The sequence below is a fragment of the Nocardiopsis rhodophaea genome (genome assembly GCF_039530945.1).
Lineage (GTDB): Bacteria > Actinomycetota > Actinomycetes > Streptosporangiales > Streptosporangiaceae > Nocardiopsis_C > Nocardiopsis_C rhodophaea.
The window spans coordinates 1-23180 of sequence record NZ_BAAAPC010000029.1 but is presented as its reverse complement, the minus strand read 5'-3'; the positions used below and the strand labels follow the sequence as shown (position 1 = coordinate 23180).

The following is a 23180-nucleotide window of genomic DNA, read 5'->3' as shown; positions in this document are numbered from 1 at the left end:
TTGCCCGGGGCGACTTGACCACGACCCCCCGCTACTGGTTAGGTAAGGCATGCCTAAGGGCTACGGGTTCGGAGGTCCGGTGTCAGCGCGGATCGCCGGGCCATCCGAATCCCGGTTCCTCGGGCGTCCGCGGGTCAACTGAATAGCGGGTGCGTCGCCGCACGAATCGCCACTCGTGCGGGTAGCCACCGGAAGGAGTCGCGGGGACTCCGTTCCGGATCTGCCTTCAGGCAGGGCCACCTCGGCGGCGCGCTATATCCGAAGAAACGTACGGTCCGGCTCCAGCGGTGTCTGCGGGGACTCCCGGGAGCCGGGCCGTACGGGGACCTCACCGCCACGGGACGGTCGGCGCTAGTCATCCTCGGCCTCAGGATGCTGCTCGCCACGCGGCGCCGTCCGCCTCCGCGCGCGGGTCCTGCTTCACCACGGAAGAAGAGGGATCGCCGACCCTGGCGCGGATGGGGTCGGCGATCCCGGTTTTCCGGCGGCGGCACGGCGAACCGGCCGCCCCGTGGGCACGCGGGCTAGAGCCGCATCAGGATCGTGTTCAGCAACTCGCCCAGCCGCGGGCTCCGATGGCGCACGGCCTCCAACGCCCGTTCCTGGTCGAAGGGCTCATACACCCCGCCCATCGCGTCGTTGCTGACCATCGCCAGCGCGAGCACTTCGGCACCCATCTCCACGGCCGCGATGGTCTCCAACGCGATGGACTGGCCCACCAGGTCGGCGCCGGAGGCGCGCAGCATCCCCAGCTCCGCGGGGGTCTGGAACTGCGGTCCGGGCACGGTCGCGTACACCCCCTCGGCCAGCGTCGCGTCCGAGGTCCGGGCCAGCTCGCGCAGCCGCTCCGAGTACGCGTTACTCAGGTCCACGAAGTCCGGGCCGGCCAGCGGCGACGTCGCGGTGAGGTTGATGTGATCACGCACCACGATCGGCTGACCCACGGCGAAGTCGGCGCGCAGCGACCCGGCCGATCCGGTGAGGACCACCGTGTCGGCACCCGCCGACACACCAGTGCGCACCGCGTGTGCGACCTGCATCGCGTCGAATCCCTCATACAGGTGGACGCGGCCGAGGAACACGGCGACGCGTTTGGCGCCGACCCACATGCTCCGCACCTTCGTGGAGTGGCCGGCCGCCGTCGGGGCGGCGAACCCCGGAAGGTCCATCACGTCGAGGTCGATGTCCGGTGTCCCCAGATAGTCGGAGGCGTCTGCCCAGCCCGATCCGAGCACGACAACAGCGTCGTAGCCGTCGGCGCCGCTACGAGCCTTCAGCTCCTCCGCCGCTTGGGCCGCCAGCTCCTTCGCGTCGGCGCTCCGCATCATGGGACGATCTTGCGTGGATTCGCTCACATCTCCGGAGCGTACCCCTGCGTAACCGATTTGTGCCGGACCGCAACGCAGCGTGTCTGAGGCGGCTATAAACGCCGCTATGGGCGGTCAGCGACGGCCCTACCATTCGTGGCGGGGCGGCCGCTGGCGCGCCGGTCGTCGGGTTCATGACGTCGGAACCGCCCGCCTCGACACCCCGGTGCGAACTTCACGACCGGGGAGGAGAGGACAATGGAGAGGAGCGACAGGCGAGCGAAGACCCAGGCGAAGGCCCTACAGGGCCGTGGCATGCCCGGTGGCGGGCGGCCGATCGCCTTCAAGGAGTGGAGCAGACGTGACGAAGGTCGTGATCATCGGAGGCGGGCCCGGAGGCTACGAGGCGGCTCTGGTCGCAGCGCAGCTCGGCGCCGAGGTGGCGGTCGTGGACCGCGACGGCATCGGCGGAGCCTGCGTGCTGACGGACTGCGTACCGTCCAAGACCATGATCGCCACGTCCGTGCGCTCCACCTACGTCCGGGAGTCCGCGAAGCTGGGCCTCAACGTGGGCGCCGAGCCGGCGGGGCCGTGCAGCGTCAACGTCGACATCGCCACGGTCAACGCGCGCGTCAAGCGGCTGGCCCAGGCGCAGTCCGACGACACCGCCGCCCGGCTGGTCAAGGAGGGCATCGAGATCATCCCGGGCGAGGGCCGCCTGGTCGACCCGCGCATCGTCGCGGTCGGCGACCAGCGCCTGCGCGCCGATGTCGTCCTCGTCTCGACCGGCGCCCACCCGCGCGAGCTGCCCAACGCCAAACCCGACGGCGACCGCATCCTCACCTGGCGCCAGCTCTACGACCTCGACACGCTGCCCGAGAAGCTCATCGTGGTCGGCTCCGGTGTCACCGGCGCCGAGTTCGCCAACGCCTACCAGGCGCTGGGCTCCGAGGTCACCCTGGTCTCCTCCCGCGACCACGTCATGCCGACGCAGGACGTCGACGCCGCCAAGGTGCTCGAAGGCGTCTTCCGGCGCAGCGGCATGACCGTTCTCGCCAACAGCCGCGCCGAGTCGGTCACCAACACCGGCGACGGCGTCCAGGTGACCTTCTCCGACGGCCGCGAGATCGAGGGCAGCCACTGCCTGATGACCGTCGGCATGATCCCCAACACCGCCAACATCGGGCTGGAGGAGACCGGCGTCCGGCTCGACAAGGGCGGGTTCGTGCAGGTCGACCGGGTCTCACGGACCTCCACCCCGGGCGTGTACGCGGCCGGCGACTGCACCGGCGTGAACATGCTCGCCTCGGTCGCCGCCATGCAGGGCCGCATCGCGATGTGGCACGCGCTGGGCGAGGCCGTCTCCCCGCTGAAGCTCTCGACCGTCGCCTCGACCGTGTTCACCCACCCCGAGCTCGCCGCGGTCGGAGCCAGCGAGGAGGACGTGCGCTCCGGCAAGGTCGACGCGCGCATCGTCACCCTCCCGCTGGACACCAACCCGCGGGCGAAGATGAACAACAGCAAGGACGGGTTTATCAAGCTCATCTGCCGCCAGCACACCGGCATCGTGCTCGGCGGCGTGATCGTCGGCCCCCGGGCCAGCGAACTCATCCTGGGCGTCTCCATCGCGGTGCAGCAGCGCCTCACGGTCGACGAGATCGCCCACACTTTCGCGGTCTACCCGTCGTTGTCCGGCAGCGTCACCGAGGCGGCCCGCTCCCTGATGCAGGCCTCCCCCGAGTAAACAGGCCGCCCCGGAGCCAACCGCAATTACCCGAGTAGCCGGAGCCGTCCCGGGCGGCCGCGCCGGGAAGGGCGCCGAGGGGTGTCCCCCCCGTGCGGAGAGGCGTGCGCGGCGGCGGGAACGCCGAGCCGATGCCGACAAAAAGCCGATGCCGACAAAAAAGGGGGGCCCGGCCAGACGGCCGGGCCCCCCTTTTTCTGTCCCCGTGCCGGGGCGGCGGCGAGCGAGAAGCGCTAGACGAGCTAGAAGTCGCCGAATCCGCCGAAGTCGCCGCCGTCGAAACCTCCGCCGCCGAAGTCGGTCCAGCCTCCGCCGTCGCCGAAGTCGCCGTCCATGCCGCCACCGGCATCGGCGCCTCCGATGTCGCCCGCGGGGGCACCGAAGCCGCCCATCATGGACCCCATCATCGAGCCCATCATCATGCCGGTGAACATGCCCATCATCATGTCGGTGCCGTGATAGCCGCCCGCGTAGGGGGCGTAGGCCGGACCGGCGTCGTAGTAAGGGCGCCGCTGGCCGTCGACCTCGACCATGCGCACGTCGGGGTCGAACCCGGCGAGGACCGCCTGAGCGCAGTTCGCGCAGGCCGTGACCGTGCGGGGGCTGCCGCCGGGCGGCGCCCACATGACGTCCTGCTGCGACGGGCCGTGCTGCGGGTTGAAGAAGCACGGGCCGCGGCGCTCGGGGACCGGTTCGCCGTTCATCCGGGCCCGGGTGGCCGTCATGTAGTAGCGGCCGTCCTCCAGGGCCTTGGTGATCTGCTCGACATCCCCGGGCCGCTGGATGGAGTCGAGCGTGTTCTTGGCCCGGTCGTAGGAGTCCATGGCCCGGGTGTAGTCGGCGCGGGTGGGGTCGTCGACCTTGCCGAGGTCGATCTCCAGGCGGGCGATGTCCTCACCCAGGCACACGACGTCCTCGGTCGCCATCTGCTTGATTTCGGCGAGTTCCTTGGCCTCCCGCGCCTCGCGCTTCTTCTTCGCGCTGTACAGGAAGAACCCGCCGCCGATGACGGCGACGACGAGCAGGCCGACCAGAACCATCCCGTACATGGCCGCGGACTCGGCCGCGTTGGCCTCGCTGTCGGCCTTCTGGATGAAGGCGTTGGCGGCGTCGGTCTGGGTGCCCTGCTCCTTGGCGACGGCCTTGGCGGTGTCCACCGCGCCGCTGTCGAGGACGGTGGAGTCGGCCTCTAGGTCCTTGCCGTCCATGAGGAGGTAGGTGCCGTCGCCGACGGCCTGCTGGACCTGGCCCATGTAGGCGCCGGCCTCGGTGCGGGAGGTGACGCTTTTGTCTTCGAGAACGACGATGTAGACGGGGGTCTCGGCCTTCTCCGCCTGTTGGCTGATGAGCCCGGCTTCGGCGTCGGACATGGTGTCGACGCCCTCATCCACGTAAATGTGGGAGCTCTTCAGCTCGTTGGCGACGTCCCGGACATCGGGGGCATCGGCGGCGCTCGCAGGGGCCGCCGCGAAAGCGGTAAGCCCTGCGGCCAGCAGGGCGGGCAATACCAAGCGGCGCAACATCATGGTTCCTTTCGCCTCCGTCACACGTATCTGACGAACGACGGCGTTCGATGGTTCCCCCGCCGGGTCGCCATGCCCCCAACACTACGGGCGGGCCGCCAGCGAGGCGGCCCGCCCGTAGCGCGCGTCGTGATCGGGTACCGGTGCTTACGACGTCGTCGAGGCCGAGGCCATCGACGCCGGTTCCCGGTCCCCGTCCACGGGTTCCTCCGCGGAGGAGCCGAGGTCGGCGGCGTCAGCGGTGTCGGCCGAGTCGCGGAACTCCGGGGCGACGAACCCGTCGAGGCCACGCGGCTCGTTGTAGCGCCCCAGGTCGATGATGCCCTCACGCTTCGACACGATGGCGGGGACTAGCGCCTGACCGGCGACGTTGGTGGCGGTGCGGCCCATGTCCAGGATCGGGTCGACGGCGAGCAGCAGGCCGACGCCCTCCAGCGGCAGGCCCACGGTCGACAGCGTCAGCGTGAGCATGACCGTGGCGCCGGTGGTGCCCGCGGTGGCGGCGGAGCCGATCACCGAGACGAAGACGATCAGCAGGTAGTCGGTGATCCCCAGGTCGACCCCGAAGAACTGGGCGACGAAGATCGCCGCGACCGCCGGATAGATCGCGGCGCAGCCGTCCATCTTGGTGGTGGCGCCGAAGGGCACGGCGAAGGACGCGTAGTGGCGCGGAACCCCGAAGTTCGTCTCGGCGACGCGCTGGGTGACGGGCATGGTCCCCATCGAGGAGCGCGAGACGAAGCCCAGCTGCACCGCGGGCCACACACCGCTGAAGAACTTCACGGCCGACAGCCCGTGCACGCGGGCGAGCAGGGGGTAGACGACGAACATCACCAGCGCGAGGCCGATGTAGATGGCCAGGGTGAACTTGCCGAGCGCGCCGATGGTCGTCCAGCCGTGGCTGTAGATGGCGTTGCCGAGAAGACCGATGGTGCCCAGGGGCGCCAGCCGGATGACCCACCAGAGCACCTTCAGCACGATCTCCAGCGCGGACTGGTTGAAGGCGAGGAAAGGCTCCGCGGACTTGCCGACCTTGACAGCGGCCACACCGATCGCGATCGCGATGACGATGAGCTGCAGCGCGTTGAAGGAGAGGCTGGTGCTGAGCGCTCCGGCGCCATCTGCGCTGGTGCTGGCGGCCAGGCCGAGGAAGTTGGTCGGAACCAGGCTCTCCAGGAACGCGAGCCAGGAACCGTGGGTGCTCGGGTCCGACGCGGTCGACGGGTCGACGCCGCTGTTCAGGCCCGGGCGGATGACCAGGCCGAGGCTGATGCCGATCGCGACGGCGATCAGCGCGGTGATCGCGAACCAGAGCAGGGTCTGCCCGGCCAGCCGGGCGGCGTTGGAGACGTTGCGCAGGTTGGCGATGGAGGAGATGACGGCCAGCACGATGAGCGGCGGCACGATCGTCATCAGGAGCGAAACGAACGTCGACCCGATGGTGTCGAGGGTGACGGCGAGCCAGTTCGGGTTGTCGACGTCGCCACCCATCTGGCGGGCGACGATTCCGAGGGCGACGCCGAGGATCAGGGCGACGAGAACCTGTAGGGCGAATGGAACACGCCGAAGTGCGGATAGCACTGGGAGACTCCAAGATCAGAGCGATGCCCGGGCGCTCGCGGGGATCCTGCGGCGGCCCGGTGGACGATGGCGCGCGGCCAAAGGCGCGCTGGGGGAAAGGTCGTTCTCAGGAACGACAACACGCTTGGCTGGCGACCCGGCACAGGTCGATGTGCCGTCGCTCGGTCAGGCCCCAAATGTTCGTCACGAACGTGAACAATAGCCAGCACGGCCGCTTTATTCCCAATCGCCCTGGTATCAACCTGATCACGTGTGCGCCGATCATCGGATGTGTAGGGCGATGCGGGCGTTGAGAGACGTGCCCCACACACCGTTCGCCGAGGTCACAGGGGTTGCAGCCGCGTCGGGGCACCCGCGGCGCGAAGCTCCTCGGTGGTGTGGGGGCGGCCATGGCTCGCGCGAGGGGCCAGCGCACCGTGGTGAAAGGCGGCCGGGTCGCGCGGGGGACGGCCCTTCGGACACGCGGCGGCCCGGTGCTCACCGATCCTCGTGTGCTCCGCTGCTGAGTGTCGCGTGGGCACGGGTCCGCCTGAAACGGCGCTGGGCGGGGGGACGCACGTGCGTCCCCCCGCCCAGCCCTGCCTATCTGCTCCGCTGCTTTACCGGAGAAGCCGGAGAAATGAGGTTGGGGTCAGGAGTCCTTGATTTCGCAGATAACGCCGCCGTTGGAGATGGTCTCGCCCGCGGAGAGGCCCAGGCCGGTGACGGTGCCGGACTTGTGGGCGGTCAGGGGCTGCTCCATCTTCATGGCCTCGATGACGACGATCGTGTCGCCCTCCGCGACCTCCTGGCCGTCTTCGGCCACGAGCTTGATGACCGTGCCCTGCATCGGGGAGACCAGAGCATCACCGCTCACCGCCGCCGCGGCGCGGCTGCCGCCGCGGCCGCGCTTGGGGGCCTTCTTGGCGGACTTGCCCGCACCCGCCGCCAGATCGGCGCCCAGCCCGGCCGGCAGGACGACCTCGACGCGCTTGCCGCCGACCTCGACCGTCACCGTGTCGCGCTCGGTGGCCTCGGCCTGCTCGCTCTCGCCCGCATATGGCGGGATCTCGGTGGCGAACTCGGTCTCGATCCACCGGGTGTGGACGGTGAACGCCGTATCGGGGTCGGCGGGGGCGAAGGCCGGGTCACGCACCACGGCCTGGTGGAAGGGCAGCACGGTCGGCATCCCGCCGACCTCGAACTCGGTTAGGGCGCGGCGCGAGCGCTGCAGCGCCTCGGTGCGGCTGCGGCCGGTCACGATGAGCTTGGCGACCATGGAGTCGAACGCCTGCGGCACGGTGAACCCGGTCTCACACCCGGTGTCGACGCGCACCCCCGGGCCGCCGGGCAGGTTGAGCGCGGTGATGGTGCCCGGCGCGGGCATGAAGTTGCGCCCGGCGTCCTCGGCGTTGATCCGGAACTCCAACGAGTGGCCGCGGATCTCGGGGTCCTCATAGCCCAGCTCCTCGCCGTCGGCGACCCGGAACATCTCGCGCACCAGGTCGATGCCGGTGACCTCCTCGCTCACCGGGTGCTCCACCTGCAGGCGGGTGTTGACCTCCAAGAACGAGATCGTGCCGTCCTGGCCCACCAGGAACTCGCACGTGCCGGCGCCCACATACCCGGCCTCGCGCAGGATCGCCTTGGACGAGGAGTACAGCAGCTCCATCTGCTCGGCGCTCAGGAAGGGGGCCGGGGCCTCCTCCACCAGCTTCTGGTGGCGGCGCTGCAGCGAGCAGTCGCGGGTGGAGACCACCACCACGTTGCCGTGCCGGTCGGCCAGGCACTGGGTCTCCACGTGGCGGGGCCGGTCCAGGTAGCGCTCCACGAAGCACTCACCGCGCCCGAAGGCGGTGGTGGCCTCGCGCACCGCCGACTCGAACATGTCGGTGACCTCGTCCAGCGTGCGGGCGACCTTGAGCCCGCGCCCGCCGCCGCCGAAGGCCGCCTTGATCGCGATCGGCAGCCCGTGCTCCTGGGCGAACGCGACGACCTCCTCGGCCCCGGAGACCGGGTCGGGGGTCCCGGCCACCAGCGGGGCGCCCACCTTCTGGGCGATGTGGCGCGCCTGGACCTTGTCACCCAAGGCGTTGATGGCCGCGGGCGGGGGGCCGATCCAGGTCAGCCCGGCGTCGATGACGGCCTGGGCGAAGTCGGCGTTCTCGGCCAGGAACCCGTAGCCGGGGTGGACGGCGTCGGCGCCGGATTCGGCGGCGATCGCCAGGATCTTGTCGATGTTGAGGTAGCTGTCGGCGGGGGTGTGGCCGCCCAGCGCGTACGCCTCGTCGGCGATCTTGGTGTGCAGGGCGTCCAGGTCGGGTTCGGCGTAGATCGCGACGCTGCCGAGTCCGGCGTCGGTGCAGGCGCGCGCGACCCGCACCGCGATCTCGCCCCGGTTGGCGATCAGAACTTTACGCACGGTCGATTTTCCTCCTGGTACGGCGCCGGACCGTATGAGTGTCGCGCCTGGTCGTGAGAAGTCTAGAAAGGGTGCGGGGGATCCGCCCAGATTCAGCGACGATGGTTGTTTCCTACCCTGCCGGTGGCCAGTCGGCCCCGGGGCCGGTCAGGCGGACCTGAAACTGTTCCGCCAGGCGCCGGGCCCGGGGGTGAGGGGGCGGCGGACCAGCCGGGAGCGGTCGCGCCAGGCCGAACGCGCGCCGCGGCCCGACGCGGCGGCCTCGTGCGCCGACCGGGTCGCCCGCGCGCGTGCCGTCAGCACCGTCACCAGGGCGGCGACCTCTTCGTTCGAGGGGTCCCCACGGACCACCCGCAGGTAGGGCGCGGGGCTCCGCGGCTGCTCGGCTGCGTTCGACATCTCCACCCTCCCGTTCCCCGCGTCGGCCGCCGGCGGTGCCGCACGACAGCGGCGCCCGCGGCCAGGCCGCTGGGACCCGTCGCGTTCCTCCATCACAGGGGAATGTTCCCGTGCTTCTTCGGCGGCAGCTGCTGCCGCTTGTTGTCCAGGCTGCGCAGCGCCTTGGCAACGGACACCCGGGTCTCCGACGGCAGGATGACGCCGTCGACGTACCCCCGCTCGGCGGCGGAGTAGGGGTTCAGCAGGGTGTCCTCGTACTCCCGGATCAGCTTGGCGCGCTCGGCCTCCACGTCGTCGGAGGCGGCCAGCGTCCGACGGTGCAGGATGTTGACCGCTCCCTGGGCGCCCATGACCGCGATCTGCGCCGTGGGCCAGGCCAGGTTGATGTCGGCGCCGAGGTGCTTGGAACCCATCACGTCATAGGCGCCGCCGAACGCCTTGCGCGTGATGATGGTGATCAGCGGGACGGTGGCCTCGGAGTAGGCGTAGATCAGCTTGGCACCGTGCCGGATGATGCCGTTCCACTCCTGGTCGGTCCCGGGCAGGAAGCCGGGCACGTCCACGAACGTGAGCACCGGGATGTTGAAGGCGTCGCAGGTGCGGACGAACCGGGCCGCCTTCTCCGAGGCGTCGATGTCCAGGCATCCCGCGAAGCTCATCGGCTGGTTGGCGACCACGCCCACCGGGCGGCCCTCGACGCGGCCGTAGCCCACCACGATGTTGGTGGCGAACTGGGCGTGCACCTCCAAAAACTCGCCGTCGTCCAGCACGTGCTCGATCACCGTGTGGATGTCGTAGGGCTGGTTGGCGGAATCCGGGATGAAGGTGTCGAGTTCGAGGTCGGACTCGGTGATCTCCAGCTCGGCCCCGCCCGCGGCCCCGGTTTCAAGGACGGGCGCGTCCTGGAGGTTGTTGCCCGGGAGGTAGGAGAGCAGCTCCTTGACGTAGTCGAGCGCGTCCTGCTCGTCGGTGCCCATGTAGTGGGCGACACCGGACTTCACGTTGTGCGCCCGCGCGCCGCCCAGGTCCTCCATGGAGACGTCTTCGCCGGTGACGGTCTTGATGACGTCGGGGCCGGTGATGAACATCTGCGAGGTCTGGTCGACCATGACGATGAAGTCGGTGAGCGCGGGGGAGTAGACGTGTCCGCCCGCGGCGGCGCCCATGATCAGCGAGATCTGCGGGATGACGCCGGAGGCGCGGACGTTGCGCTTGAAGATCTCGGCGTACAGGCCGAGCGCGACCACACCCTCCTGGATGCGTGCTCCGCCGCCCTCGTTGATGCCGACGACGGGGCACCCGGTCTTCAGGGCGTGGTCGAGGACCTTGACGATCTTCTCCCCGTAGACCTCTCCGAGGGAGCCGCCGAAGACCGTGACGTCTTGGCTGAAGACGGCGATCGGTCGGCCGTCCACGGTGCCGTAGCCGGTGATGACGCCGTCGCTGTAGGGCCGGTTCTTCTCCAGGCCGAAGTTCGTGGAGCGGTGTCGGGCCAGCGCGTCGAACTCCACGAAGGACCCGGGGTCGAGCAGGGCGTCGACGCGCTCGCGCGCCGTCATCTTGCCCTTCGCGTGCTGTTTCTCGATGGCTCGCTCGGACCCCGCGTGCACGGCCTCGTACCGGCGGCGCTGTAGGTCGGCGAGCTTGCCCGCGGTGGTGTGGATGTCGATCTCGGCCGCGGGTAGCGGTTCAGGGGCTTCGGTCGCCATAACGCCTCACCATAGTCCCGGCGCGGATCTCCGCAGGAACGTGACCCCGGTTACCCGGGGGTAAGTGGGGTTGTGCACACTCCACACGGGAAGCCGTGCGCGGATTCCCAGGTCGCGGCGGCCATTCGCGAGCGCTCGCGTGGGGCGGCGGGGCGGTCCGGTGAGGCGACCGTGACCGGCGAAGGAAAGCCGGAGTGAGCGGGAAAGGAGGCGTACGGGACGGGAAAGGAGGCGTACGGGGTGGGAAAGGAGGTCTACGGGACGGAAAGAGGAGGAGGAAATGAGCCGCCGCTGAGGCGTTCCCGCTGCTTCCCATTCTTGTGTCCGCTTCCTGTCTCCGCTGGTTCCCGTCGCGTGTCCCCGTGCCGTCTTCGCCGTGACCTACCGGTCGGCGGTGCTGCGCGGGCGCGGTCGGACCGTCCCCCGCTTTTCCCCCGCCCGCGACCTCGTCCCGCCGTGACACGCGATGGCAGTGAGCCCCGCAGCCGCGGGGGAAAAAGACCCCTGGAATCCGCCGACACCCCACCCGGCCCCTCAATCCGCTCCGGCCGCTCCCCGAGCTCCAGCCGGACTCGACCGCCCGTGGACCTTCCGTCGAGCTCAGCACCTCTGCCAAAGTGGAGTTATGTGACCCCCGCCTCTCAATGGTTCAGACCAATTTGGGTAGGGTTTCGCACATGACTGCGGTAAGCGCGGAGCGCGACAGTGCTCGCCAGGAGATGCCCGACCAGCTACGCGGCGACGTCCGCCTGCTGGGCGAGATGCTCGGCACCGTTCTCGCGGAGAGCGGTGGAGAAGACCTGCTGGCCGACGTCGAGCGGCTGCGCCGGGCCGTTATCGGCGCCCGGGACGGCTCGGTCACCGGAGAGGAGATCACCCGGCTCGTGGCCTCGTGGCCGCTGGAACGGGCCAAACAGGTGGCGCGGGCCTTCACCGTCTACTTCCACCTCGCCAACCTCGCCGAGGAACACCAGCGCATGCGTGCCCTGCGCGAACGCGATGACGCCGACAACCCGCCGCGGGAGTCGCTGGCCGCCGCCGTCCGCGGGGTGCGGGAGGACTCCGGCGAGGAGCGGCTGCGCGAGTTCGTCGAGGGTATGGAGTTCCACCCGGTCCTGACCGCTCACCCCACCGAGGCGCGGCGCCGCGCGGTCTCCACCGCGATCCTGCGCGTCAGCGGCCACCTGGAGGAGCTGCACGCCGCCCACCCCGGCAGCTCCGCCGAAGCCGAGGCCCACCGCCGCATGCTGGAGGAGATCGACATCCTCTGGCGCACCTCTCAGCTGCGCTACACCAAGCTCGACCCGCTGGACGAGGTCCGCACCGCCATGGCGGCCTTCGAGGAGTCGATCTTCCAGGTCGTCCCGGAGGTGTACCGCGCCCTGGACACCGCCGTCGACCCCACCGACTCCGGCCGCCGCCCCACGCGGGCCAAGGCCTTCGTGCGCTACGGGAGCTGGATCGGCGGCGACCGCGACGGTAACCCCTTCGTCACCCACGAGATCACCCGCGAGGCGATCTCCATCCAGTCCGAGTACGTGCTGCGCGCCCTGGAGAACACCTGCGGTCGCGTCGGGCGGACGCTGACGCTCTACAGCAACCTGACCCCGGCCACATCGGAGCTGAGCGACCTGCTCTCCACCGCCCAGGCCGGCTACCCGCAGGTGATGAGCGGGATCGTGAAGCGGTCGCCCAACGAGCCGCACCGGCAGATGCTGCTGCTCGCCACGGAACGGCTCCGCGCGACCCGCGAGCGCGACGCGGACCTCGCCTACCGGGGGCCGGAGGAATTCCTGAACGACCTGCGCGCCGTCCAGCGGTCGCTGGCCGCCGCCGGAGCGGACCGGCAGGCCAACGGCGAGCTTCAGCACCTCATCTGGCAGGCCGAGACCTTCGGCTTCCACCTGGCCGAGCTGGAGATTCGGCAGCACAGCGAGGTACACGCCCGCGCGCTGGAGGAGGTCCGCGCCGGGGGCGAACTCTCCGAGAAGACCCAGGAGGTGCTCGCCACCCTGCGCGTCGTCTCCTGGATCCAGGACCGGTTCGGCGTGGACGCCTGCCGCCGCTACATCGTCAGCTTCACCCGCTCGGCGGACGACATCGCCGCCGTCTACGAGCTGGCCGCCCACGCCCTCCCCGAGGACCGGATCCCGGTGCTCGACGTGATCCCGCTGTTCGAGACCGGCGCGGACCTGGAGGCGTCGCCGACCGTCCTCGACGGCATGCTGCGGCTGCCCGAGGTGCGCCGCAGGCTGGAGCAGACCGGGCGGCGGATGGAGGTCATGCTCGGCTACAGCGACTCCGCCAAGGACGTCGGGCCCGTCAGCGCGACGCTGCGGCTCTACGACGCCCAGGCCGAACTCGCCGCGTGGGCCGAGCGCAACGACATCAAGCTGACCCTGTTCCACGGGCGCGGCGGCTCCCTGGGCCGCGGCGGCGGTCCGGCGAGCCGTGCGCTGCTCGCCCAGGCCCCGGGCTCGGTGGCCGGACGGTTCAAGGTGACCGAGCAGGGCGAGGTCATCTTTGCCCGCTACGGCCAGAAGGCCATCGCCCGGCGGCACATCGAGCAGGTGGGGCACGCGGTGCTCATGGCGTCCACCCGCACGGTGCAGGAGCGCGCCGCCGAGGCGGCGGCCAAGTACCGGAAGGTGGCCGACGGTATCTCGGCGGCCGCGCACGATGCCTACCGGGAGCTCATCGACACCGACGGGTTCGCCGAGTGGTTCTCCCGGGTCAGCCCGCTGGAGGAGCTTGGAGAGTTGCGCCTCGGATCGCGTCCCGCGCGCCGCGGCGCCGCTCGCGGCCTGGACGACCTGCGCGCTATCCCGTGGGTGTTCGCCTGGACCCAGACGCGGGTCAACCTTCCGGGCTGGTTCGGCCTGGGGACCGGCCTGGCATCGGTGGACGACATCGACGCGCTGCGCTCCGCCTACAACGAGTGGCCGCTGTTCTCCTCACTGCTCGACAACGCCGAGATGAGCCTGGCCAAGACCGACCGGACCATCGCCGAGCGCTACCTGGCCCTCGGCGGCCGTCCCGAGCTGACCAAGCTGGTGCTCGACGAGTACGACCGCACCCGCGAGCGTGTCCTGGCGGTGACGGGGCACACGCGTCTCCTGGAGAACCGACGCGTTCTCTCGCGCGCGGTCGACCTGCGCAACCCCTACGTCGACGCCCTCTCCCACCTGCAGCTGCGCGCCCTGGAAGCCTTGCGCGGGCCGGAGGCCGAGTCGCTCAGCGACGAGGACCACAGCCACCTGGAGCGCCTGTTGCTGCTGTCGGTCAACGGTGTCGCCGCCGGGTTGCAGAACACCGGCTGACGGCCCTGCCGAGGGACCGCGGTGCTCGGTTGTCCCGCCTCCGTTCCACGGGGCGGGACAACCGTGTGTCCGCGGAAGCCCCCGTAGCCGCGAGACGCGGAGATACATTGAGCGCATGACCGGCGAATCTCCCTTTACCGACCTTGACCGCCCACCACTGCGGGAGATCGCGCTGCAACGCGTGCTCGTGCGCCCCGGCGCGTTGTGGACCGAGATCGAGGTGGTGCCTGAGCTGGGGTCCACCAACACCGAGCTGGTCCGTCGCGCGCGGGACGGCGCGCCCGAGGGAACGGTACTGGTCACCGAGCACCAGACCGCGGGGCGCGGGCGTCTGGACCGGACGTTCGAGACCCCGGCGCGCGCCGCGCTCACGTTCTCGGTGCTGGTCCGCCCGGATGTCCCGGTGCGGAGCCTGGGCTGGCTGCCGCTGATCATGGGGGTGGCGGCCGTGCACGGCGTGCGTCGTATCGGGGAACTCCCCGCCTCGTTGAAGTGGCCGAACGACGTCATGTCCCGGGGCGCCGAGGGCGCCGGGGCCGAACGCAAGCTGGCCGGGATCCTCTCCGAAGCGGCCTTCCCCGCCGAGGGGCCGACCGTCGGCGAGCGGCCCGCGGTCGTCATCGGCATGGGGCTCAACGTCCTGCAGCGGCGCGACGAGCTTCCCGTCGAGGCCGCGACGTCCCTCGCGGCCGACGGGGCACCCGTCACCGACCGCGACCCTCTACTGCGGGCGATTCTGCGCGGTTTCGCCGAGCTCTACACCGCGTGGGTCGACCATGGGGGCGACGCCGAGGCGAGCGGACTGGCCGAGGAGTACCGGAGCCGCTGCGGCACGATCGGGCGGCTGGTCCGGGTCCACCTGCCGGGCGAGAGGACCACCGAGGGCAGGGCCACCGGGATCGACGCGGAGGGCCGCCTGCTGGTGCGCACCGGCGCGGGCGGCGAGGAGGCGCTGAGCGCCGGGGACGTCGTGCACGTGCGCCCCGCGGAGGCGTAGGAGGAATAAGCGGCGGCGCCGACTGGGAGCGTGCGCGGCGCGGGGCGGGTGCGGCGGCGCCGGGGGTGGCGCCGTCCCGTCGCGTCCACCTCTTTCCCTCAGCTCGAAAATCGGGTAAAGCGGACATGAACCCACAAGTGCTCGGGATGTCCCCGGCACGCCGACCCGGGTCCTGTGCAAGGATCGCACCCATGGCTACCGCGGACCGCTACCTCGCCGAAGGCGAAGAGCTGGTGTATGTCACCCGCCAACACTGGACGACGGTGCTGGCGGAGTTCTTCGCGCTCATCATCGTCATCGCCGTCGCCGCAGGGCTCCTGTGGATGCTGCCCAAGGGCGAGGACTGGACGCCGTGGGTGACCTACGTGATCGTCCTCGTCGCCGTCATCGCCGCGATCGTGTTCTGGCTCGTGCCCACGCTGAAATGGTGGAGCACCCTCTACATCCTGACCAGCCGGCGGCTGATGTACCGTTACGGCCTGCTGTCCAAGAACGGCCGCGACATGCCCCTGACCCGCGTCAACGACGTCACCTTCAGCATCTCGCTGTGGGAGCGCGTCATGCGCTACGGCAACCTGTCCGTCCAGTCGGCCTCCGAGCAGGAAGGCATGGAGCTGCGCAAGGTCCCCCGGGCGGAGTGGCTGCAGGGCGAGATCTACCGGCAGGTCGAGGAGGCCATCCGGCGCTCGTCCCCGCCCGGCGCCTCCGGCGAGGCGGGGCCGTCCGGCCCGTCCGCGCCGCACGAACCGTGACCTCCGCGGGACGAACGCGCCACGCGGCCGCGCGGGTACCGCCGCGTCCCCCAGCGTCCGGTTTCTTGACGAGCGTGGCTTCCGCGTACTAAACCGACAGTCACATGCACGTGACAGTGCCTTTCCAACCGGCCGGTAGAGGAGAAATCCCCCCGCCCCGTCGCACCGGCCTCGAACACGAGAGAATGTATGCCGTCGCGTCCTGACCCCAAGGAGATCGAAGCCGCCCTGCTCGGAGGTGAAGCGCGGTACACCCGAGCGGAAGCGGTTCGGCTCGCTGGCGCCTCACCCGAGTTCTCCAGCCGCGTCTGGCGGGCGCTGGGCTTCGCCACACGCAGTGAGGACGCCATCGCCTTCACCGACAGCGACGTCGAGGCGTTGCGCGTCACGTCCCGCCTGCTGGAGAACGGCGTCGTCGACGAGGAGGCGGCCATCCGGCTGGCCCGCGCCATGGGCCAGACCATGACTCGCCTCGCGGAGTGGCAGACCAGCATCCTGAGCACCATCCCCATGGAGCGGGAGGGCGACACCGACGGGGGACGTCTGAACACCCTGGCCAGCATCGCCGAGGGCGTGCTGCCCGACGTCGAAGTCCTGCTGCTGCACATCTGGCGGCGCCAACTCGCCGCGTCGGCCGCGCGCCGCGTGGCGTTCATGGAGAGCACGGAGAACGCCGCGCCCACCTACTTCCCGCTCGCGGTGGGCTTCGCCGACCTCGTGTCGTTCACGACGCTGAGCCGGGAGCTCGACGAGATGGGGCTGGCCGAGATCGTCGAGGGCTTCGAGTCCACGGCCACCGACATCGTCGCCTCCGGCGGCGGGCGGGTGGTCAAGACGCTGGGCGACGAGATCCTCTTCGTCGCCAACACCGCGAAGCAGGCGGCGGAGATCGCGCTGCGGCTCAGCGTGGGGGTCACCACCCACATCGACGTCCCCGACGTGCGCGTGGGCGTGGCCTACGGCCCCGTCCTGGCACTGCTCGGCGACGTCTTCGGCACCACGGTGAACCGGTCCAGCCGGCTCACCTCCTTCGCCCGTCCCGGCACCGTCCTGGTCGACGAGGCGCTCGCCGAACTCCTCAAGGACGAGGAGTCCCTGCAGGTCGAGCCGGTCCGCCCGCGGCACGCCCACGGACTGGGCAAGCTGCAGCCCTACGCGCTCCGCCGCACCTTCGAACCGGTCCCTCCACAGGGCTGAGCGTCCTGGAGCGGGACGGATGCGTCGAGCTGACCAAAGTCCTTTCCTCCGGCGCGGTCATCCGGCATGTTGGAGGGCAGCGGCGGGGGTCACCCTGCGCGCGGTAGAGAGTCCTCCGGAGCCAGGTGTGAGGAGCCATCGATGGCGCATGAAGTCAGGGCAGTCGTCTCCCGGAAGCAGGGCGCACCGGTGGGGGTGGAGACCATCGTCGTCCCTGATCCGGGGCCTGGGGAGGCGCTGGTCGCCGTCCAGGCGTGCGGCGTCTGCCACACCGACCTGCACTACCGGCAGGGCGGAATCACCGATGAGTTCCCCTTCCTCCTGGGACACGAGGCGGCGGGTGTCGTTGAGGCGGTGGGGGCCGGGGTCACCGAGGTGGAGCCCGGCGACTTCGTCGTCCTGAACTGGCGCGCCGTATGCGGGCAGTGCCGGGCCTGCCGGCGCGGGCGTGCCCAGTACTGCTTCGCCACGCACAACGCGACGCAGAAAATGACGCTGCCCGACGGCACCGAGCTGTCCCCGGCACTGGGCATCGGCGCCTTCGCCGACAAGACCCTGGTGGCCGCCGGCCAGTGCACCAAGGTCGCTCCCGAAGCCGAAGCCGCCGTCGCCGGACTCCTGGGGTGCGGCGTCATGGCCGGGCTGGGGGCCGCGATCAACACCGGGGGAGTATCCCGGGGCGACTCCGTGGCGGTCATCGGCTGCGGGGGCGTGGGCGACGCCGCGGTCGCCGGAGCACGGTTGGCGGGCGCGGCCACGATCATCGCCGTCGACATCGATGACCGCAAGCTCCAGTGGGCCTCGGAGTTCGGCGCCACCCACACCGTCAACTCCCGCGAGCGCGCTCCGGTCGAGGCGATCCGGGACCTCACCGACGGCAACGGCGCCGATGTCGTCATCGACGCGGTGGGCCGTCCGGAGACCTACCGGCAGGCGTTCTACGCCCGCGACCTCGCCGGGACCGTCGTGCTGGTCGGCGTCCCCACTCCGGAGATGACCATCGAGTTGCCCCTGCTCGACGTGTTCGGCCGCGGCGGCGCGCTGAAGTCGTCCTGGTACGGCGACTGCCTGCCGTCGCGCGACTTCCCGATGCTGGTCGATCTCTACCTGCAGGGCCGCCTCCCGCTGGAGCGGTTCGTGACGGAGCGGATCGGCCTGGACGATGTTGAGGAGGCGTTCGCCAAGATGCACCGCGGCGAGGTGCTGCGTTCGGTGGTGACTTTCTAGATGAACGATACGAATCCGTCAGCCGTCCACAAGCTTGTCACCTCGGGCACCTTCACGCTCGACGGCGGTGAGTGGGATGTCGACAACAACGTGTGGATCGTGGGCAACGACCGCTCGGCCATCGTGATCGACGCCGCACATGACCACGAGGAGATCGCCCGTGCCCTGGGCGACCGCGAGCTGATGGCCATCGTGTGCACGCACGCGCACAACGATCACATCAACGCGGCGGCTGAGCTGGCCGACCTCGCCGACGCTCCGATCCTGCTGCATCCGGACGACGCGCCGCTGTGGCACATGTACTACCCCGACCGCGAGCCCGACGCCCCGCTGCTGCAGGGAGAACTGCTGCGCGCCGGAGATGTCGAGCTGGAGGTGCTGCACACCCCGGGACACGCGCCCGGGGCGGTCTGCCTGCACGCGCCGGACCTGGGCGTGGTCTTCACGGGCGACACCCTGTTCAACGGGGGGCCGGGGGCCACCGGCCGGTCGTACTCCGACTTCCCGCAGATCATCTCCTCGATCAAGGAGCGGCTGCTCCCGCTGCCGGAGGAGACGGTGGTTCACCCGGGGCACGGGGCGTCCACGACCATTGGGGAGGAGGCTCCGCACCTGCAGGAGTGGATCGACCGGGGCTACTGACCTGAGGGGGAGGCCGCGCGCGCGTTCGGGCCTCCGACCACCACCCTCACACCGGTCCGCTGATCTTGGACAGGCCGCTGGCTCCGGAGGGCAGGAACAGCGCGAATGTGGTCGGACGGGTCTGGATGAGCTCGATTCGGGCGCCTTCGGACTCGGCGATGTGCCGGGCCAGCGACAGTCCGAGCCCGGTGCCGTCGCCGCCGCTGACCTCACGGTCGAAGATGCGCCCGGAGATGTGGTCGGGGATGCCCTCGCCTTCGTCGCTCACCTCGATGCGCACCGAGTGGCCGCCGTCGACCGGGCGGACGACGACCGTGCCCTCCCCGTGCTTGAAGGCGTTCTCCACGAGCGTTGCGAGGATCTGCGACAGGTCGCTGGGCACGGTCATGGCGGTCAGCCCGCGCTCGCCGTCCAGCCGCAGTTCGCGGTTCTCCTTGCGGAACACGGGGGTCCACTCCGCCACGAACCGCTCCAGGACGTCGTCGATGTCGACGGCCTCGACCTCGGGGTTCTGGGTTTTGCGGGCGCGGCCGAGCAGGTTTTCGATGGTCTCCACGAGCCGCTCGGCCTGGGCGAGGGCGGCCTCGCCCTCCTCGCGCACGATGTGGGGGTTATCGGCCTCGGCGATGATCTCGTCCAGGCGCATGGTCAGCGCCGTCAGCGGGGTGCGCAGCTGATGCGAGGCATCGGTCGCGAAGTGCCGCTCGGTGGCGATGAGCCCCGCGATGCGTTCGGCGCTGCGGTCCAGCACCTCGGCGACGCGGTCGGCCTCGGGGATGCCGTACCGGTGTCCCCAGGGTGTGGCCACCCCCGAGCCGAGCCGTTCCGCGGTCGCGGCGAGGTCGACCAGGGGGAGGGTAAGCCGCCGCGCCTGGAGCATCGCCAGGCCTCCGGCGAGGCCGATGGCCAGGAGCGACAGAGCAGCGATACCCAGCCAGGCGTTGAGGATGCTCTCCTGTACGGAACTCGAATCGCGCCAGATCGTGACCTCGATGCCCGTCGCCGACACCGCTTCGGCCTTCATCGTGTCCGGGGCGTCCTCCGCCTCCGGATCGATGTCCCAGCCGCCGGCGATGATGGGCGCCCTCGCCCCGGGGATGACGATCTCGATGTGGCGCTTCGGGTAGATGGAGGCGAACTGGTCCCGGTCGATCCGTCCCGTGTCCTCTAGCTGCGAGTCGATGTCCGACGCGATGATGTCGGCCTCCCGCTGCAGCTGCCGGATGTTCTCGTCGTAGATCGACTTGTAGGTCAGCGCACCCAGGGGCAGGCCGAGCAGCATCACCGCGATGACCGTCACCACCAGCGTGGAGAACAGCATCCGCCTGCGCATGTCACTCCTTGTCCGCGCGGCCTGCGGGAGCCCGTGGCGAGCTCATCCGCGGGGTATCGCGGCGCAGGTCGGCTTATTCGCGTTCGAACCGGAAGCCGACACCCCGGACGGTCGTGATGTAGGACGGGTGGTTGGCGTCGTCTCCGAGTTTGCGGCGCAGCCAGGAGATGTGCATGTCCAGTGTCTTCGTTGACCCCCACCAGTTGGTGTCCCACACCTCACGCATGATCTGCTCTCGCGTGACGACCTTCCCAGCGTCGCGCACGAGCACCCGGAGCAGGTCGAACTCCTTGGTGGTGAGTTGCAGTTCGCGGTCTCCGAGCCAGGCGCGGCGGGAGTCGTTGTCAATGCGCACTCCGTGCACGACGGGCACCTCGGCCCCGCCGCGCCGCAGGAGGGCGCGCACGCGGGCCAGTAGCTCCGCGAGTCGGAATGGTTTGGTCACGTAATCGTCGGCACCGGCGTCGAGGCCGACAACCGTATCGACCTCATCGGCACGCGCGGTCAGGATCAGGATCGGTGTGCCGTGGCCTTCGGCGCGCAGGCGCCGAGCTACTTCCAGCCCATCCATTTCGGGTAGGCCGAGGTCGAGGACCATCAGATCGATGTCCCCGCCTCGCGCACGGTCGAGGGTTTCGGTGCCGTTGACGGTCACGTCCACCGAGTACCCCTCGCGACGCAGAGCACGGGCCAGGGGCTCGGAGATCGAGGTATCGTCTTCGGCCAGCAAAACGCAGGTCATGTACCTGATCGTAATTCCAGTCGCGGGGATTTCCCTATTATGCGCGCCGAACGGCTCTCGTGTGGCCGAAAATACCCACCCACGCATAGCCGACATAACCGACGAACCGGGGTACTTGACGATTCCTTGGTCAAACTTTGCCGATAATATACGGACAGAAGGGACTTTGGGTGGGGCCGTCAGCCGGAGCCTCACCCCCGGGCCACGGTCTCCCGCGCGGGCTCCTCGGCCCGCGTAGCGTGGACGGCCGCCTCAGCGGGGAACACCCAGAGGCGGTAGCTCCAGAACCGAAACAGGGTGGCCAGGCCGACGCCGATGAAGTTGCCGGAGATGTTGCGGGCCAGCGGGCTGTCGAGGCCGAGGATGCCGACGGTGGTCCCCACGCAGCCGAGCTGGACCAGCAGGCCAACGCCGTTCCAGGCCTACTCGCGGGCGAGTCCCGTGTGGACGTTGGTGTCAAAGGTCCAGCGTCGGCGGCCGACCAAACACCGCGACGGTGGTCGTGGCGGTGGTCAAACGAGCGGGGCGCCCCTTGCGGGGGCGCCCTTCGGTTTGTGGGAGGCCGGCGGATTTCATCCGACGTGTGTCTCCATGCGGATACATCTGGTGAACGCCACCCACTCCGCCGTGCCGATGGCCAGGTGGCCGAGCTCGGGGTGCTTGGAGTCGCGGATGGCGGCGCCGGTGAGGAGGTCGGCGACCGCGACGCAGTTGTTTTGCGAGGTGGAGTAGGAGGAAGTCCGGAACGTCGGTGGGATCTGGGCGACCTCCACGCAGTTGTCTTGCCCTGTTGAGTAGGAGGACTTGCGAAACTCCAGCGGCATGATCAGGCTCGCATGTCGTGTTCGGCGGCGATGGAACCGACGAGGCCGAGGGAGCCTTGCGGGTCCAGCGCCAGGTTCTGGACGGCATCAAATATCAGCGTATGCCGACCAAAGTAGTCCGTGTCTTCTACGTAGAGTGTCTCGACGCCTGTCGATATGGAAACGATCCCAGGCTCAGGACGTGGGAAGTCGAAGAGGGTGAAGGCCCCATCCATGGCCATGTGGGCGCCGGTCTCGTCTGGTAGTACCAACACGGTCACCTTGTAGTGCGCGGCCATGCCCATGAGAAACCGCAGTTGCTCAGCCATCACTCGGTGGGATCCGACAGGTTTACGCAATGCCGCCTCATCGATTACCGCAGTCAGGTGAGGTCCGCCCGGGGCGTCGAGGATGCTGCGCCGTGCCATCCTGGACTCGACCTTGCGCATGATCTGGTCAGGAGGGACGACCTGGCTCGCTTCGGCGACTGCCGCAGCATAGTCAGGTGTCTGAAGAAGGCCGGGGATCACCACGGCTTCGTAAGTCCTGATCCTGGTCGCCTCAGCTTCGAACTCCGGCAGAGGGCCAGTGAAAAGATCTTGGTATTGATGCCAATCGCTGCGCCCACGCGCTTCCTTCGTCAGGCTGAGAAGGTGCTCGCGCTCGTCGCCTACCACGCCGTAGATGTCCAGCAGTGCCGCGACCTCGTCGCGTTTCGGGAACTTCCACTCGTTCCGTTCCGCTCGCGTGACCTTGGTGGCCGAAGACCAGTTCAGCCGCTTGGCCACTTCGGCGGCGGACAGTCCGCTGTGCGTACGCAATCTCTTGAGGGCTGCTGACAGGCGGCGGCGACGCACGCTGGGCGAGTGTCCCTCGGCCACGGGTTCCCCTTTCTCGGCGCGGGCGTGCCTCGATCGTAGTAGTGGCCCCACGCATGGGTGTATTTAGTTCAAACACAAGAACATCTTGTTATTGAGTTCGAACTCAATCATACTAGAGGTGGCCGAGCACCCTGTGTGGTGCTTCCCTCACGGCAAGGAGCTACCTCCATGTCTGCCACCCAGTACGCGACCCCCGACGTGTCAATCACGGTCGTCCAGGTCATCAAGGGCGGCGAGCCTGACGACGACGGCGTATCCCTGGCCGGACTCAGGTCCCCCCTCAAGCCCACGCTGAACGCCCGACACTGCGCTTGCGGATGCGCGCCCATGCCCTACTCGTTGTGGGAAGCTCTTGAGCGCTACGACGTGTACTCCGACCACACCGACCTGTGGGTCCGGACCCTCAGCCCGGGCGACACCACGCCCCTCCCCGACGGTGCTTCCGTCATCGGGACGTGGACCGTCTCCTGCTCGGTCTCCTGAGACTGAGCAGCGTGGAGTTGCTTCGGTTCGGTAGACGCCTGTGAGCTTGGGTTTTACGCGGCCTCTGCCAGGTCGGACAGACTGCTGTCGGCTGCTGCGGCGTGACGACGTTCATACTCGGCCGGACTGAGCTGGCCGT

The 23180-nt window shown here is 69.6% G+C and carries 19 protein-coding genes and 1 pseudogene; 8 read left to right on the top strand and 12 right to left on the bottom strand.

The window, feature by feature from the left end:
• Positions 1-524: 524 nt before the first annotated feature.
• Positions 525-1328 (bottom strand): purine-nucleoside phosphorylase, encoded by an 804-nt coding sequence (locus tag ABD259_RS24000; protein ID WP_344102273.1) that lies wholly within the window; start codon positions 1326-1328, stop codon positions 525-527.
• A 340-nt stretch (positions 1329-1668) separates the two neighbouring features.
• Between ABD259_RS24000 and ABD259_RS23995 the strand changes: the two genes are divergently transcribed.
• Entirely contained in the window at positions 1669-3051 is a 1383-nt protein-coding gene (locus ABD259_RS23995; RefSeq protein ID WP_344102213.1) for an NAD(P)H-quinone dehydrogenase, read from the top strand.
• A 242-nt stretch (positions 3052-3293) separates the two neighbouring features.
• Here the strand turns inward: ABD259_RS23995 and ABD259_RS23990 are convergent, their stop codons facing one another.
• From ABD259_RS23990 to ABD259_RS23970, 6 genes are all read right to left on the bottom strand, one after another.
• A complete protein-coding gene (locus ABD259_RS23990) occupies positions 3294-4574 on the bottom strand; it encodes a chemotaxis protein CheA (protein ID WP_344102211.1) in 1281 nt (426 codons plus the stop codon).
• 147 nt (positions 4575-4721) lie between these two features.
• On the bottom strand, positions 4722-6155 hold the full coding sequence (locus ABD259_RS23985) for a dicarboxylate/amino acid:cation symporter (protein WP_344102209.1): 1434 nt from the start codon (positions 6153-6155) through the stop codon (positions 4722-4724).
• 106 nt (positions 6156-6261) lie between these two features.
• Entirely contained in the window at positions 6262-6420 is a 159-nt protein-coding gene (locus ABD259_RS25990; RefSeq protein ID WP_412759368.1) for a putative leader peptide, read from the bottom strand.
• Positions 6421-6786: 366 nt separating this feature from the next.
• Positions 6787-8556 carry an ATP-binding protein gene (locus ABD259_RS23980; protein ID WP_344165451.1) on the bottom strand — a complete coding sequence of 590 codons (1770 nt, stop codon included), beginning with the start codon at positions 8554-8556 and terminating at the stop codon, positions 6787-6789.
• Between the two features lie 147 nt (positions 8557-8703).
• Entirely contained in the window at positions 8704-8955 is a 252-nt protein-coding gene (locus ABD259_RS23975; protein WP_344102205.1) for an acyl-CoA carboxylase subunit epsilon, read from the bottom strand.
• 92 nt (positions 8956-9047) lie between these two features.
• Positions 9048-10664, bottom strand: a complete 1617-nt coding sequence (locus tag ABD259_RS23970; RefSeq protein ID WP_344165448.1) for an acyl-CoA carboxylase subunit beta — start codon at positions 10662-10664, stop codon at positions 9048-9050.
• 761 nt (positions 10665-11425) lie between these two features.
• On the opposite strand from ABD259_RS23970, the gene ABD259_RS23965 reads away from it, so the two are divergent.
• The 6 genes from ABD259_RS23965 to ABD259_RS23940 all read left to right on the top strand — a co-directional run bounded on the left by ABD259_RS23965 (position 11426) and on the right by ABD259_RS23940 (position 18799).
• Positions 11426-13984: a phosphoenolpyruvate carboxylase gene (locus tag ABD259_RS23965; RefSeq protein WP_425573568.1), complete on the top strand. Its 2559-nt coding sequence runs from the start codon at positions 11426-11428 to the stop codon at positions 13982-13984.
• Positions 13985-14099: 115 nt separating this feature from the next.
• The gene (locus tag ABD259_RS23960) at positions 14100-14981 is read left to right on the top strand and encodes a biotin--[acetyl-CoA-carboxylase] ligase (protein ID WP_344165445.1); all 882 of its coding nucleotides are present in this window, start codon (positions 14100-14102) and stop codon (positions 14979-14981) included.
• A 191-nt stretch (positions 14982-15172) separates the two neighbouring features.
• Positions 15173-15733, top strand: a complete 561-nt coding sequence (locus ABD259_RS23955) for a PH domain-containing protein (protein ID WP_344165442.1) — start codon at positions 15173-15175, stop codon at positions 15731-15733.
• A gap of 189 nt (positions 15734-15922) precedes the next feature.
• Positions 15923-16930, top strand: a complete 1008-nt coding sequence (locus ABD259_RS23950; RefSeq protein WP_344102196.1) for an adenylate/guanylate cyclase domain-containing protein — start codon at positions 15923-15925, stop codon at positions 16928-16930.
• Positions 16931-17071: 141 nt separating this feature from the next.
• A complete protein-coding gene (locus tag ABD259_RS23945) occupies positions 17072-18157 on the top strand; it encodes an S-(hydroxymethyl)mycothiol dehydrogenase (RefSeq protein ID WP_344102194.1) in 1086 nt (361 codons plus the stop codon).
• The gene (locus tag ABD259_RS23940; protein ID WP_344102192.1) at positions 18158-18799 is read left to right on the top strand and encodes an MBL fold metallo-hydrolase; all 642 of its coding nucleotides are present in this window, start codon (positions 18158-18160) and stop codon (positions 18797-18799) included.
• Positions 18800-18845: 46 nt separating this feature from the next.
• Here the strand turns inward: ABD259_RS23940 and ABD259_RS23935 are convergent, their stop codons facing one another.
• The 5 genes and pseudogenes from ABD259_RS23935 to ABD259_RS23915 form a co-directional block, all read right to left on the bottom strand.
• Complete coding sequence (locus ABD259_RS23935; RefSeq protein WP_344102189.1) at positions 18846-20132, bottom strand: ATP-binding protein; 1287 nt, start codon at positions 20130-20132, stop codon at positions 18846-18848.
• 73 nt (positions 20133-20205) lie between these two features.
• A complete protein-coding gene (locus ABD259_RS23930) occupies positions 20206-20874 on the bottom strand; it encodes a response regulator transcription factor (protein ID WP_344102187.1) in 669 nt (222 codons plus the stop codon).
• Between the two features lie 191 nt (positions 20875-21065).
• Positions 21066-21353 (bottom strand): annotated as a pseudogene (locus tag ABD259_RS23925) (GtrA family protein); the annotation flags it as partial.
• Between the two features lie 93 nt (positions 21354-21446).
• Positions 21447-21698, bottom strand: coding sequence for a DUF397 domain-containing protein (locus tag ABD259_RS23920; protein ID WP_344102185.1), 252 nt, complete (start codon positions 21696-21698; stop codon positions 21447-21449).
• Between the two features lie 2 nt (positions 21699-21700).
• Positions 21701-22558 (bottom strand): helix-turn-helix domain-containing protein, encoded by an 858-nt coding sequence (locus ABD259_RS23915; RefSeq protein ID WP_344102183.1) that lies wholly within the window; start codon positions 22556-22558, stop codon positions 21701-21703.
• 168 nt (positions 22559-22726) lie between these two features.
• Here ABD259_RS23915 and ABD259_RS23910 point away from each other — a divergent pair, with 168 nt between their 5' ends.
• Entirely contained in the window at positions 22727-23041 is a 315-nt protein-coding gene (locus tag ABD259_RS23910) for a hypothetical protein (protein WP_344102181.1), read from the top strand.
• Positions 23042-23180 lie beyond the last annotated feature (139 nt).